The 13,609-nt window shown below is 48.5% G+C and carries 15 protein-coding genes, 1 other RNA gene and 1 pseudogene; 16 read left to right on the forward strand and 1 reads right to left on the reverse strand.

Annotation, left to right across the window (positions count from 1 at the left end; genetic code table 11):
- Positions 1-618 carry a Holliday junction resolvase RecU gene (gene recU / locus WN59_RS01925; protein WP_408005379.1) on the reverse strand — a complete coding sequence of 206 codons (618 nt, stop codon included), beginning with the start codon at positions 616-618 and terminating at the stop codon, positions 1-3.
- 82 nt (positions 619-700) lie between these two features.
- On the opposite strand from recU, the gene WN59_RS01930 reads away from it, so the two are divergent.
- The 16 genes and pseudogenes from WN59_RS01930 to msrA all read left to right on the forward strand — a co-directional run bounded on the left by WN59_RS01930 (position 701) and on the right by msrA (position 13,608).
- Positions 701-1,039: a hypothetical protein gene (locus WN59_RS01930; protein ID WP_231577059.1), complete on the forward strand. Its 339-nt coding sequence runs from the start codon at positions 701-703 to the stop codon at positions 1,037-1,039.
- Positions 1,036-1,575, forward strand: coding sequence for an SLOG family protein (locus WN59_RS01935; protein WP_046511717.1), 540 nt, complete (start codon positions 1,036-1,038; stop codon positions 1,573-1,575). The genes WN59_RS01930 and WN59_RS01935 overlap by 4 nt, the downstream gene beginning before the upstream one ends.
- An 11-nt stretch (positions 1,576-1,586) precedes the next feature.
- Entirely contained in the window at positions 1,587-1,913 is a 327-nt protein-coding gene (gene gpsB / locus WN59_RS01940; RefSeq protein WP_017548963.1) for a cell division regulator GpsB, read from the forward strand.
- A 32-nt stretch (positions 1,914-1,945) separates the two neighbouring features.
- Positions 1,946-2,341: RNase P RNA component class B (gene rnpB, locus WN59_RS13385), an RNA gene on the forward strand.
- 91 nt (positions 2,342-2,432) lie between these two features.
- Entirely contained in the window at positions 2,433-3,563 is a 1,131-nt protein-coding gene (locus tag WN59_RS01945; protein ID WP_046511720.1) for a THUMP domain-containing class I SAM-dependent RNA methyltransferase, read from the forward strand.
- A complete protein-coding gene (locus tag WN59_RS01950; RefSeq protein WP_046511723.1) occupies positions 3,564-6,941 on the forward strand; it encodes a dynamin family protein in 3,378 nt (1,125 codons plus the stop codon). It abuts the gene before it with no gap.
- Positions 6,938-7,792: a sulfurtransferase gene (locus WN59_RS01955; protein ID WP_046511726.1), complete on the forward strand. Its 855-nt coding sequence runs from the start codon at positions 6,938-6,940 to the stop codon at positions 7,790-7,792. The genes WN59_RS01950 and WN59_RS01955 overlap by 4 nt, the downstream gene beginning before the upstream one ends.
- Positions 7,785-8,660 (forward strand): 5'-3' exonuclease, encoded by an 876-nt coding sequence (locus WN59_RS01960; RefSeq protein ID WP_046512770.1) that lies wholly within the window; start codon positions 7,785-7,787, stop codon positions 8,658-8,660. The genes WN59_RS01955 and WN59_RS01960 overlap by 8 nt, the downstream gene beginning before the upstream one ends.
- A complete protein-coding gene (locus WN59_RS01965; RefSeq protein ID WP_046511730.1) occupies positions 8,657-9,052 on the forward strand; it encodes a ribonuclease HI family protein in 396 nt (131 codons plus the stop codon). Before WN59_RS01960 ends, WN59_RS01965 begins: the two co-directional genes overlap by 4 nt.
- A gap of 63 nt (positions 9,053-9,115) precedes the next feature.
- Positions 9,116-9,289 carry a zinc-finger domain-containing protein gene (locus WN59_RS13455; RefSeq protein WP_017548969.1) on the forward strand — a complete coding sequence of 58 codons (174 nt, stop codon included), beginning with the start codon at positions 9,116-9,118 and terminating at the stop codon, positions 9,287-9,289.
- 10 nt (positions 9,290-9,299) lie between these two features.
- Positions 9,300-10,408: pseudogene (locus WN59_RS01975) on the forward strand (conserved virulence factor C family protein).
- 5 nt (positions 10,409-10,413) lie between these two features.
- Positions 10,414-10,851: a BrxA/BrxB family bacilliredoxin gene (locus WN59_RS01980; RefSeq protein ID WP_046512774.1), complete on the forward strand. Its 438-nt coding sequence runs from the start codon at positions 10,414-10,416 to the stop codon at positions 10,849-10,851.
- Between the two features lie 215 nt (positions 10,852-11,066).
- Entirely contained in the window at positions 11,067-12,020 is a 954-nt protein-coding gene (locus WN59_RS01985; RefSeq protein WP_046511737.1) for a thymidylate synthase, read from the forward strand.
- Positions 12,021-12,032: 12 nt separating this feature from the next.
- The gene (locus tag WN59_RS01990) at positions 12,033-12,530 is read left to right on the forward strand and encodes a dihydrofolate reductase (protein WP_082099084.1); all 498 of its coding nucleotides are present in this window, start codon (positions 12,033-12,035) and stop codon (positions 12,528-12,530) included.
- Entirely contained in the window at positions 12,527-13,069 is a 543-nt protein-coding gene (locus WN59_RS01995) for a DUF2140 family protein (protein WP_046511739.1), read from the forward strand. The genes WN59_RS01990 and WN59_RS01995 overlap by 4 nt, the downstream gene beginning before the upstream one ends.
- Positions 13,070-13,086: 17 nt before the next feature.
- Entirely contained in the window at positions 13,087-13,608 is a 522-nt protein-coding gene (msrA, locus tag WN59_RS02000; RefSeq protein WP_046511741.1) for a peptide-methionine (S)-S-oxide reductase MsrA, read from the forward strand.
- The last annotated feature ends 1 nt before the right edge of the window (position 13,609 follow it).

Consider the following 13,609-nt stretch of genomic DNA (forward strand, 5'->3'; position numbering starts at 1 on the left):
CTAATCTCCATTCTCAAAATAAAATTCATCAACGGCTGCAAGATAGTCGATTCTCGGATTGATGCCTGTGCTCAGAGAAAGGCTGTCTTCTTTGATATCAGTATAGCGGATGGATTTCCTGCCATCATCCAAAAACCTTTCCCAGTAGGGGAGGAACTTTTCGAAGGGCATCATGTAGGTTTCATCAAAGCGTGTGAATTTGATTATGATGAACACTATGCCGCCGTGCAGATGGCACTGGTGCATGTGGCGCACCTGATGCTCATGGATGTTGATGAACGGGAAACGTGATTCATTCCGTGTTTCCTTTGCTTCAAAATCGATATATTTCCCTTTGTACAGTCCGTTGTAGTCACTCGTCGACGGCACTTTGAAATAAGCTTCGTTTATTTTGGCTTTGTTTCTGGAAGGATAATCAACGTTTACGATCTGGACAGGTGTCGGCTTCTTATGTATCACCGCGCGGCCGTGCTCCAGATAGTAGCTGTTGGCAAAGTCCAGATCCTTCTCAAGCGTCATGCCCCTTGAGCCGTAGTGCACTTCGCCGCCTTTCCTGCGGCCGGCACCGGGTTTGTTCTGTCCTCCGGGCCTCGTACCTTTAGGATACTTCATTAACATCGCCTTCCATATTTCTGTATGATGATATTATAATATTATACAATAAAATAAGTGAAATAAACCAATCATTATTATAGGGAGTGTGGCATTTTTGTCAAGAATTGAAGCTTACGATGCACTCACATCACTGCTTGATGAAGTGGATGCACGGTATCGGAAGGCAAAGGAGGGGTATGAATTCGACTTCGAAACGGAAATCGCACCGTTTCTTGAGACGAATAAGACCCTCGTATATAATATGGAAGAAATAGACACCGACGGACGGTTCGACCCGGTGACAAGACAGAAGGTGGTCGAAGAGTTCCTGGAGCTCCTGATGTCCTGCCATGCCGGACGGTTCAGCAGGAAGCTCTACAAGGAAAAGACCAAGTTCATAAATATGTGGGTGCAGCATGCCAAAAGGGAAGGTCTCATTTCATGAAGACACTGATAGCGGGATACCGCCCTTACGAGCTCGGCATATTCAAGAATAACGACCCCAAGAAAGAGGTACTCACGGATTTTTTAAGGCATAAGATTCGCGAATATCTGGAAACCGGCACGGAATGGTTCATCATACAGGGATATACCGGCATAGAACTCTATGCCGCAAAATGCATCCTTGAAATCAGGGAAGATTATGATGTGGGACTTGCAGTGCTGAAGCCGTTCCATGACTTTGATGAAAGGTATAAGGATGAAGAAAAGATCGTTCTCAATGAAATACTGGCCGAATGCGATTTCCACAGGTTCATTTTCGAAAAGCCCTATGCAAATCCTGGAATGTTCAGGCAGATCAACCGGTTCCTGCTTGAGAATACGGACCAGGCCATTATTGTGTATGATGAGGAGACGCCGTCCAAAACACGATTCTTATACAACGAAATACTTGAATTCCAGACGGATAATACGTATAATATTGAAAGAATACAATTTGATGAAATCAATACTTTCATAGATTCCAGATATGACAGTTGAGAGGTGAGACGATGAGTGAACAGACGCTGAAATTGTCAGCAAAGGATATTTTTGAGAAGGAATTCGAAAAGTCCGTCCGGGGGTTCAAGCCCCTCGAAGTGGATAGTTTCCTGGATGATGTGATCAGTGACTATCAGAAGATGGCTGATATGAACAGCAATCTCAAGCGCCTGGAGGAAGAGAATGCCCGGCTGAAAAAAGAAGTCGAGGACCTCAGAATCCGTGTCGCAACGAAATCAAGATCAGCTGACAACCAGACACAGAATCATCAGATAGACATCCTCAAGAGATTGAGCAGTCTGGAGAAGAAAGTGTTCGGCCAATCAAAAGTGAACTGATCTTCCGAAGATCATTAATGCAAGCAGCACGGTGTTTCTGATAATCGCTATGCATTCCTGAGATGCATAGAGGAAAGTCCATGCTCACACGATTCTGAGATGGTCGTAGTGTTCGTGCCTGACGAAACAATAAGTCAGGGCAGCCCGTTTAAGACGGCTGACGGCTGTGAACCGGCCTAAGTGTGTATTCATATGGCCCTAGTAACTGTAAAAGTGCCACAGTGACGGAGCTTCAGCAGAAATGCATGAAGGTGGAACGCGGTAAACCCCTCGAGTGAGCAATCCAAATTTGGTAGGAGCACTTTCCAACGGGAATTCAACCCGAGGAAAGATATTACGATAGTAGTATAGACAGATGATTATCACCAATGTGCGAGTGTAGCTAGTGCACGCCCGCAGCACAGCGGTACAGAACATGGCTTATAGAGACACCGGACTAGAGACGCTCTCCATCACGTATGGAGAGCTTTTATTTTACAAATTTTGATATTACATAAACCACACAGGGAGGGTAATTTAATGACTTTTAAATTACTGGCAAACACACCGATGGGACTGGAACGGGTAGTCGCGGATGAAATTGAATCGCTCGGATACGAAACCACACTCGAAAACGGCAGAGTCTTCTTTGAAGGGGGGCCGGAAGCAATCATCAGGACCAACCTGATGATGCGCACCGCCGACAGGATCCGCATCATCATCGGGGACTTTGAAGCGAAAACCTTCGATGAACTGTTCGAGCAGACGAAGGCTCTGCCCTGGTCGGACATTCTCGGCCCGGGGGCCGAATTCCCAGTGACCGGCCGGTCCCACAAATCGACACTCTACAGTGTGCCGGATGTGCAGCGGATTGTTAAAAAGGCAGTGGTTGAGCATCTCAGAGATGCATTCAGCATCAGAGGCAAGCTGCCGGAGAGCGGCCCGCGTTACAAGATAGATATCTCCATCCATAAGGACCGCGCCCTTCTCACCATCGACACCAGCGGGCCCGCGCTTCACCGCCGCGGCTACCGGACCGGCCAGGGGGAGGCACCGATCAAGGAGACCCTGGCGGCCTCCATGCTGAAACTTGCAAACTATGACGGCACCAAGCCGCTCATCGACCCCTTTGCGGGATCCGGCACGATTGTGATAGAGGCGGCGATGATCGCGCTCAATATCGCCCCCGGTTCAAACAGGACATTCGACTCGGAAAAATGGGATGTCATTCCGCCGGAAGAATGGCGCAGAGTACGCATGGAACTCGAGGATGCTGCCCTCTATGACAGGGAAACCGAAATTTATGCCTCGGACATCGACGAACGCATGATCCGGATTGCACGGGACAACGCCATGGAGGTCGGCCTGGATGACAACATCCGTTTTGAGGTGAAGGATATCCATGACCTCTCCACCAGGGAGGGGGCTGTACAGATGGTGACCAACCCCCCGTATGGTGAGCGCATCGGGGAGGCAAAAGCTGTCGAGGACATGTACAGGAGGGTCGGGGCGCTGATGAAATCGAATCCGGCTCTGAGCGTCTACCTGATGACATCCAACAAGGAATTCGAGCATATTGTGGGCAAAAAGGCGACAAAACGCAGAAAGCTGTTCAACGGTTACATCGAAACGACATTCTTCCAATACTGGGGAAAGCGGGCTGAAGACTGAGTGAAGCATTCATCGACACTGGAGATACTGTACAAACTGAAAAAAGAGATACTCAAATCTAATAATCATGTACTCGTTTCGCAGATTGATCATGCAATCATGAAAACATACAAAGACCAGCTTGTGTTCTCATTCATCGGACATTACTCTGCAGGCAAGTCGAGCCTGATCAACCATCTGCTCGACCATACCATCCTGCCGTCGTCCCCTGTGCCGACGACAAGCAACACCGTCTCCGTCCAGATCGGTGAATCCGAAGAGATAAAGGCATTCATCGACCAGTATAAATATATACCGCTCGAAAACTACGCGGCGCTCCGGGACCTGAACACAAAAGATCTTGATATCACATCAATAGAAATGGATTTGAAACACCCCGTTTTCCGGGACCGCACGGTGTTCCAAGACACGCCCGGGGTGGATTCCAGTACCCGCGGACACGAGGAGAGTGCCAACCGCTTCCTCCTGAACAGCGACTATATCTTCTTCATGGTGGAGTACAACCATGTGGAGAGTGAACACAACCTGAAGCTCCTAAGAGATATCGCCGCCCTCGGCATCCCTTTTGCGCTTGTGATCAATCAGGTCGACAAGCATGACGCCAGCGAACTGACCATGGATACCTTCCTTTCAAGGATCCAATCGACGCTCGCGCAGTGGAAGATAGCGCCTGAAGAAATATTCACGACAACCATCTATGACTCGCCCTACAATGAAATTACAGAACTGACCAATCTGATCACCGGCATCGAAAGACAACATGAGGCATATAAGGCAGACTATCACGAACGCATCATTTCAAATATCGAGGACAGGCAGACGCAGTATATAGACGGCGAACTCAGTGACATTTTCAAAAGACAGCCCGTTGCGGAGGGCAAAAACACAGAAGAGGTCGACAGTCATATAACCTATCTCGAAAACGAAATTAAAAACGATGCGCTTGCCAGTCTTCACGATGATCCCGACGCACTGGCGGATTATGTCAGACAGCGCACGAAGGAGATTGCGAAAAACAGCTATCTGTATCCGCACCCGGTGAAAAGTGCCATTTCCGATTATCTCAAAGTGATATCGGGTGATATCCGTGCCGGCGGTTTATTCGGCAGGAAGAAAAAGCAGGAGGCACTGTACAAAGGTGCCCTCTGTGACATAGAAGAAACACTCACCCCCGTCATAGCGACGGAAATCGATGCGCCCGTCAATGGGCTCTTCGGGGAACTCGGCCTGATTGGGGCGCCCTTCAGATACAAATGGGGGAGCGGCCTCCTTCATGAGGAGGAAATCACTACACTGAGCAATGCCTATATACTCAATTATCTGGATAAGCTCAAACGCAGTGTGGAAAAGGATGTTTCACTTCAGGCGGTGGACCATCTCGGTACACTCGAGGCCGGCAATGTAAAGGGGATGCACGGAAATAAAGGGCTCGCTAGCGAACGCACCGATTATGAACAGCTCAAAAACCTTTTGAAACTGAAAGAATCGCTGGAGACTGCCAACTACAGACATTTCTACATCCACATGGACGACGAGCTGGAAAAATTGAACCTGGCGGAACCCGTTGAGTATGATTTCAAAAATGCCGGTGCCGGAGAATCCGGAAGTACCGACAGTTATCATACAGAAGCGGAAACAGCAGTGGATATAGCTCCTTTCAGACAGGTGCGCGCACTGCTTGAAGGGCACCCGAGGCACGAAAGGTTCAGCCGTGTGTTCACAGACAAGCTCGGCCGCATCGACGGGGGGCTTGTGAATATCAGCGTCTTCGGCGGTTTCAGTGCAGGAAAGACGACGTTCATCAATGCCCTGTTGGGGGAGACGAAGCTCAGGACAAGCCCGAACCCGACCACCGCAGCAATTACGGAGATAAATGGCGGCAGCGAAAGTTATGCCGTCTACAAACGGGAAGAGGATCTTGCCGGCACGCTGAAAATGATTACGAATCAGGCCGGCAGTTCCACAGAAGACTACATGGGCTGGCTGAAACGTCACCGCAATACAGTGACGGAGGCTTATATGCCGTTCGTGAACGGCGTGTTCCATAATTACGAAGATTATAAGCCATATCTCGGTCAGACACTGCCGATAACATCCGACGAACTGATCCACAGGATCAGTTCGGATCACGATGCGATATTCATCCATAAGGCACTGCTCTCGGTTCCCGGTGAACTGACTGAAAGGTTCAGCATCGTGGACTCCCCGGGGATAAACTCCATCAACCAGCGGCACACGAAGGAAACCCACAACATCATTGCAGGCAGCGACCTGATCATATACGTGTCCTACTACAATCACGTGTTCAGCCGTTCGGATGAGAGTTTCCTCAAGTATATCCAGTCCATCAAAGGCGATGATTTCCCGATCATATTCGTAATCAACGCCGTAGATCTGATGAAATCCGAAGAGGATCTGGAAAAAGTGATCGACTATATGTCCGGCTCGCTCAGGCAGCTCGGGCTAAGAAACGTCATATTCCCGCTGTCCAGCAAACGGGCGCTCGAAGGCGGTGACGAAAGATTCAGCACAGCCAAAGCAGTCATCATGGAACTGGCTGAGAAGAATGCCGCAAAAATCCAGACAGCTTCCCTCGAAGAGACAAAAGCACAGCTTGAAGCGGCACTGGAAAGCAATATCAGAAGATATATCAACCAGCAGGAAGAGATTGCGAAAATAGAACGCACGCGGCGGATGCTTACAGAAGAGCTCAGAAATCATACAGCAATGGATATGGTACCTTTATTGGACCAGGAAGCAGATATCATACTTTCCCACATGGACAGGCAGCTTGAACTGAAACTCTATGATCACCTTAAAGGCCTCATCACGGTGCACGACATGTCGGACAGGAAGTTCATGGCCAAAAATGAAGCGATGCTCAGAAGAGAAATCAACCAGTTCCTGAGCATGGAAGCGGCGACTGCATTCAATGCCGTATACCGGAAAGCGGACGCAGAATACGAACAGTCTGTCCGGCAGTTCAACGAACGTCTCAAGGAAGCGAATACCGCCGAAACCCTTGCGAATCCTTCTGTGGAGGAGGAACAGCTTGAAACTGCAATAGATGAAAGTATCCTTGAATCCTACGGAAAATCGCTGAACCAGGCACGCAGTAGCACGAAAGCCTTCAGAGAAGAACTCCTGGAACTTTCAAGAGCTCTGATACAATCCATCGACCATGAATCGCTAAAAGCTGATGTGGAAGGCATGTCCCGCCGCTACATGTCTCTTAAAGATGAGGTTTCCAAAGACAATAAGGCGGCTATACTCGCCTCACTCACAGAACCGCTTCCCGAAATAAGCAGGGAAGATCATGATGAGGACAAAATGCTGCTTGAAGCAATCAGACAGACGACGGAGGTGGAAGCATTATGATTATTAATGCAAAAACATCAGGCACACTGGGCAAACGCAAACTGACACTTGCCGACTGCAGGAACGTCATGGATAATCACAGCTCATCAGTGGAGCGGATAGAGAAGTCACCGGTGGAAGGTTCCGTCCATATCAGTCAGGTTCCATGGATGTTCACCGAAGACGGGATAAACGGCGGGAGACATCCGATTCCAAAGTCGGGGGTGATCGATACACTTTATGATGCCCTCGGAGGCGGCGCTAACGATATCATTCTTTTCGCAGATGAAAACAGCTTTTTCCATACACGCCTGTACTACCTGTTCAGACTATACGGACACAACGTTTTCCTGTGGAATGATTCCGTGCAGGCGCTTGAGAGTCTGACAACAGACAGGGATGCTGCTGCAGTGCCACTTGAAGATGTAAGCATACAGGCGGGAAACCGGGAAGTGTCTGAAGACATATTCCGTTCAATGGAAGACGTACAGGCTAGAGCAGGCAGACCTCATGTACTGCTGATCGATGTCAGGTCACGGAACAGGTATCTCGGTGTCGAGGAACCCATCGACAGCAAAAAGGGGCATATCCCGTCCGCGATCAATATACCCCTGTCTTCAATTCATAGGGATGGTGTCATCGATTTCGGCGCCCTCGGCTACATGAAGACGGAACTCGAAAAATACAGAGAGATCATCGTGTATTGCGGCTCCGGCATGAGTGCAACACCGATGTTCGTACTGCTGGATGAGATGGGTCTGCCGGTAAAACTTTATGGCGGCAGCTTCTCCGAATGGATCACAGACAGTGACAACGCGGTGGCAACGGGAGACACCCGGCTGAATGAAAGGATGGGCAGAATACATGGATAATGATAAAACGCTGGTCATAGACGGGATGGCACTGTTGTTCAGGCATTTCTTTGCAACCAGTTTCCGCAACCAGTTCATGATCAATGAAGCGGGGGTGCCGACGAATGGCATCCAGGGCATGATCAGACATACGCTCAAGCTCGTGGAAATACTGAAACCCGCAAGAATGGTCATCACATGGGATATGGGATCTGAGACAATCCGGAATGAATGGTTCAAAGATTATAAGAAGAACCGCACGGCGCCGCCTGAGGAACTGATCCCCCAGTTTGACTATGTAAAAGAAGTCATTGATGACATCGGGTTCTGCCAGACCGGGATCAGAGGCTATGAAGCGGACGATATCATCGGCACCCTTTCAAAGAAATATGACGATCTCATCATCGTCAGCGGGGACCGTGACCTGCTGCAGCTGCTGGATGGTACAAATGACATCTGGCTGACGAAAAAGGGCTTTACAGAGTACAATATGTATACGAAGGATCTGTTCGAAGCGCAGTATGGTATACGCCCCGGACAGTTCATAGATGTGAAGGCGCTCATGGGCGATCCCGGGGATGGCTATTTCGGGGTCAAAGGCATCGGCGAGAAGACTGCGCTCAAACTCATCAGGGAACATGGCAGCATAGAACAGCTGCTCTTGAATCTGGACAGCCTGACGCCTTCTGTCAGATCGAAGATCGAAGCGGACAGAGTGTCCCTTGATATGTCGCTCAGACTTGCAAGAATCATTACGGATGTCCCCGTTGACATCAACCTCGTTGAAACAAGATCACCGCTTTCTGTAAATCCCGGGCACATCAAATCCGTACTGGAGGGCCATAATCTGACCATCAGCAGCAGATATGTGGACACACTGGATCTATGACGATGGTGTATATTGATGCTGCGGCATCACCCGCTCCTAAAATGGCGGCGGGGGCAGCGGTCTTCAAAGATGAAGGGACGGCCCTGGAATACACAGTGTTCCTCGGGGAGATGGATAACCATGAAGCGGAATGGGCTGTGCTCCTGTTTGCTGTCAAAAAGGCAGCGGAGCACGGTTTCAACTCTCTTATCATACACACGGACTCCAAAGTGGTCTCCGACAGTTTTGACAGGAGATTTGTCAAAAATCCTGTATTCAGGGAATACTACAGGAGAATTGAAGCTGAACTTGATCAATTTGACCTGTTCCTGGTGAGTTGGACACCGCGGCGCGAAAACCGCCGTGCGGATGAACTCGCCAGGGAGGCCTTATACAGGCATAAAAAAGGATGAACAGGCCGGTCATCCTTTTTTTATCGATGCCGATTATGTATAATTGGTTCAGGAGGTTGAAATGTGAATACCAAAGTTTTGGATAAGATCAACAATCTTGAAGAGAAATACTGTCGTGACTGTATCCTGAAGATGCTCAACAGGCAGCAGGGCAGCAAGACGACTGCACATAATTTCTGTATACATGAATGCTCCGTAGGTAAACAGATACGGGCACATGGCAACAATCTGCAATAGGAGGATCATAATGGAAATTGTAAGAATTGAACCGACACCAAGCCCGAATACTATGAAAATCACCGTAAGTGAAGAGAAGGCGGAGATGAAATCATCCACTTACAGGGAAGTTTCAGATGAAGCACCGGATTTTATCAACCGCATCCTTGAACTTGAAGATGTAAAAAGCGTATTTCACGCCCTCGATTTCATCTCGGTCGACAAATCTCCGAAAGTGGACTGGGAAACGCTCATACCACAAATCGAAGAAACATTTGCCGGTGGATCGGAAGATGTAAAAAAAAACTTGAATTAGATACTCCATACGGGGAGGTCACCACCCAGGTGCTCACCTTCAAGAACATTCCATACCAGATTAAACTGAATGATGGCGAGGAACACCGCCGACAACTTCCCGGGCGTTTCACTGAAGCTGTGGCTGAAGCGACACTGCCGGAGGACAACATCATCCTTCTGCGCAAATGGGAAGATTTCGGAATCCGCTACGGCGGGCCGGAAGAAATCTTTACCGAAGTCTCCGAAGAGATAGAGGCCCTCTATAATGAAGTCCACCTCGCACACCTGGTTGATGAGGCGAAAACAAAAAGAACACCGGAACCGAAGCGGTATTTCAAAGTCACGGCAGAAGACTTCAGTTCCAAAGAGGACTGGAAAGAACGCCTGTGGCTCCTTGACCATATGGAAACACCGACCAGGGCGGACTACGAAGTGCTCGGACTTGCACTTGAAGACGAAAAGATGCAGGTGCGGCGGGAAGCTGTCAGCCTGCTTGCCATGATAGAAGAGAAAAGCACCCTGCCGTACCTGAAGACCGGCCTGAACGACAAATCCGTCCCGGTCAGACGTACTGCCGGGGACGCATACAGCGATCTTGGGTTTTCTGAGGGCCTGGATGACATGTATCCGGCGCTCGGGGATAAAAGTCCGATTGTGCGCTGGCGCGCTGCAATGTTCATCTATGAAACAGGTACGGAAGAAAGCCTGCCGCATCTCAGGGCACATCAGGATGACAGCCAGTATGATGTAAGACTGCAGATTGAAATGGCGATCGCCAGGATAGAGCAGGGTGAAGAGGCGCTTGGAAGCGTCTGGAAACAAATTCAGGAAAGGGAGCGATGACAGATATGAATCCTTATGAAGCATATATGAAAGAGATGGCTCAGCCGATGCGTGATGAACTGACTAACCAGGCGTTTGAAGATTTGACGACCGGGGCGTCCGTAGACCAGTTCATGGAAAATATCAGTGATGATGAAACTGCATTTGTCGTGGTAAACAGTGTATGTGGCTGTGCTGCAGGGCTTGCGAGACCGGCTGCTGTCACAGTTGCCGACCAGAACCCGGTCAAACCGAACAAAAAAGCGACTGTTTTTGCCGGCCAGGATAAAGAAGCGACAGAAAAGATGCGTGAGTATATCGGACAAGTACCATCCAGCCCTTCCATGGCATTATTCAAAGGCAGGGATCTGGTGCACTTCATCCCCCGCGAGCATATCGAGGGCAGGGAAATCGAAGATATCATGATGGATATCAAAGAAAGTTTCGACCAGAACTGTTCATAAGTAAAAAAAACAGGAAAGGCTGAGCCTTTCCTGTTTTTTATCCGGTGGATTACTCGTATATGCACATAGAAACCATGTAAAATGATAATAGTATGAGGCCGATCGCCATGATAATTTCCATAAGCCACTCTCCAGACAGTTATGATTGTAATGTTCTATAAAGAATTCATATCAATTATATATAAAGAATCAGAAAAAAGAAAGAGGGGGATTGCATGAATCACTTTGACAGAGCTTATCACGGACTGCTTGAAAAAATACTCAACGAAGGGGAATATAAAGATGACAGGACAGGGACAGGCACCTATTCCATTTTCGGCCATCAGATGCGGTTTGACCTGAGGGAAGGATTCCCGTTGCTGACCACGAAGAAGGTGTTGTTCAAGATGCTTGCAACCGAGCTGGTCTGGTTCATCAGAGGGGATACGAACATCCGGTTCCTCCTTGGGTACAACAACAATATATGGAATGAATGGGCATTTAAAAAATGGGTGGAATCAGACGAATATGAAGGGCCGGACATGACAGATTTCGGCAACCGTGCACAGCAGGACCCATCATTCAATACTGTCTACAAGGGCGAAATGGAAAGTTTCAAAAAACGCATACTGGAAGATGATGCATTCGCAGAAAAATACGGTGATCTCGGCAATGTCTACGGCAGACAGTGGCGGGCATGGGAAGGGCCGGACGGCGCGTTTACCGATCAGCTAAAAAACGTCGTCCACAGCATCAATAACACCCCGGATTCCAGAAGACACATCGTCACAGCATGGAATCCGTCAGAAATCGATTCGATGGCCCTTCCGCCATGCCATGCTTTCTTCCAGTTCTATGTAAATGATGGAAAACTCAGCCTTCAGCTGTATCAGAGAAGTGCGGATGTCTTCCTCGGTGTTCCGTTCAACATTGCGAGCTATGCACTCCTGCTTCATCTGGTCGCCAGGGAATGTAATCTGGAACCGGCGGATTTCGTGCACACATTCGGTGACGCGCATATATACACCAATCATCTGGATGCCGTAAAGACACAGCTTTCAAGAGAGGGCTACAAGGCACCGGAGATCAGGGTCAACAGTGACAAATCCATGTTCGATCTTGATTATGAAGACCTGGAAATCGTCGATTATGAATGTCATCCTTATATAAAAGCACCCATTGCAGTCTAGGAGGTAATAACAGTGGTATCATTGATCGTATGCCATGCCGATCAGAATGTCATCGGTTTCAAAAATGGAATGCCGTGGCATCTGCCGGTAGACCTGAAACATGTCAAAAAACTGACGGAGGGCCACACCATCGTCATGGGCAGAAAGACTTTCGAATCTCTCGGGAGACCGCTGCCAAACCGCACAAATGTAATTCTCACCAAAAACGGAGACTACAGCGCTGAAGGTGCTGATATCATCCACGATATTGATGATATCAGCAGGCTTCCCGGTAAGATATTCATTTTTGGCGGCAGCGGTGTATACAGGCAGACTATGGAACTCGTTGATGAAATGTATATAACACGCATCCATGAAACATTTGCAGGAGACACCTTTTTCCCCGAATACGATATGAATGATTGGGAAATAGCTGGCAGACAGGAAGGCACCGTCGATGACAGGAACAGGTATCCGCATGAATTCCTGAAACTGACGAGAAAAAACACGTCAGGGGTGCGTTTTAGATGAAAATCTGGAAATGGCTGTTCATCATCCTTCTCGCAGTCAACATCATTGCCGTCGCCGGTCTGATCTATCTCCTATCTGGCAGCTACGAAGCTCCCGGGGAGCAGGATAATTATTCCGGCGGAAATTCGGGTATGGAAATACAGATGACGAATGATGCTGTGGAATCGCTGATCATGGAGAGTATTGATGATGACAGCCTGTCACTCGACATCAGCGAATCGGGCATCAGTCTCAGTTCCCGGAACAATGTTTACGGAATCAGTGTGGATGCCTCATTTCAGCTTGAGCCGGTGGCAACAGGTGATACAATAGTATTTGAAGTGTCGGATATAGATATAGCAAATATCCCGCTTCCGCAGGATGCCCTTTATTCGATCATCCGTTCCCAAAGCGATCTGCCGGCAGGCATTTCGTTTTCCGACGATGAACGTGCGCTGGTCATCGATACGGCTCTTTTTGATGAGGCCGCCGGCCTTGATGTGAGAGTCGATTCAATTGATTACCAGAACGATGAATGGTATTTTTCAATGGAAAGATAATAGATGAGGTGATTTATTTGTCAACAGCAACATTGGCAGGAGGGTGCTTCTGGTGTCTCGTGAAACCATTCGACCAGTTCGAAGGTGTGAACAGCGTGGTTTCAGGCTACTCGAATGGACACGTCGAAAATCCTACCTATCAGGAAGTAACGAGTGGATCCACAGGACACGTAGAGGCGGTTCAGATCGATTTTGACGAATCCATTATGTCCTATAAAGAACTGCTCGGCATTTTCTTCCAGACTTTCGATCCTACTGATAACACAGGACAATTTGGTGACAGAGGTCCAAGTTACGAGCCGGCTGTCTTCTATCATGATGAAGCGCAGAAAGAAACAGCCGAAGAGGTCATCAGAGAACTGGACGAGCAGAAGATTTTCTCAAAACCGATCAACACGCCGGTTCTGCCGTACAGGAACTTCTACCGTGCCGAAGATGAACATCAGGATTTCTACCAGACGAACAGCGGCCATTACAATGCCTATTATAAAGGTTCAGGAAGGAAAGCATTCGTAGAAAACCATTGGGGAGTGAATTGAT

Source organism: Salinicoccus sediminis (assembly GCF_000986795.1).
GTDB lineage: Bacteria > Bacillota > Bacilli > Staphylococcales > Salinicoccaceae > Salinicoccus > Salinicoccus sediminis.

Bases quoted from the DNA above. Each gene is read 5' to 3' on its own strand.
- gpsB (WP_017548963.1), top strand. From the start codon at position 1,587: ATGAGTGAACAGACGCTGAAATTGTCAGCAAAGGATATTTTTGAGAAG.
- WN59_RS01955 (WP_046511726.1), top strand. From the start codon at position 6,938: ATGATTATTAATGCAAAAACATCAGGCACACTGGGCAAACGCAAACTG.
- WN59_RS01995 (WP_046511739.1), top strand. From the start codon at position 12,527: ATGAAAATCTGGAAATGGCTGTTCATCATCCTTCTCGCAGTCAACATC.
- WN59_RS01985 (WP_046511737.1), top strand. From the start codon at position 11,067: ATGAATCACTTTGACAGAGCTTATCACGGACTGCTTGAAAAAATACTC.
- WN59_RS01935 (WP_046511717.1), top strand. From the start codon at position 1,036: ATGAAGACACTGATAGCGGGATACCGCCCTTACGAGCTCGGCATATTC.
- WN59_RS01960 (WP_046512770.1), top strand. From the start codon at position 7,785: ATGGATAATGATAAAACGCTGGTCATAGACGGGATGGCACTGTTGTTC.
- recU (WP_408005379.1), bottom strand. From the start codon at position 618: ATGTTAATGAAGTATCCTAAAGGTACGAGGCCCGGAGGACAGAACAAA.
- WN59_RS01965 (WP_046511730.1), top strand. From the start codon at position 8,657: ATGACGATGGTGTATATTGATGCTGCGGCATCACCCGCTCCTAAAATG.
- WN59_RS01980 (WP_046512774.1), top strand. From the start codon at position 10,414: ATGAATCCTTATGAAGCATATATGAAAGAGATGGCTCAGCCGATGCGT.
- WN59_RS01945 (WP_046511720.1), top strand. From the start codon at position 2,433: ATGACTTTTAAATTACTGGCAAACACACCGATGGGACTGGAACGGGTA.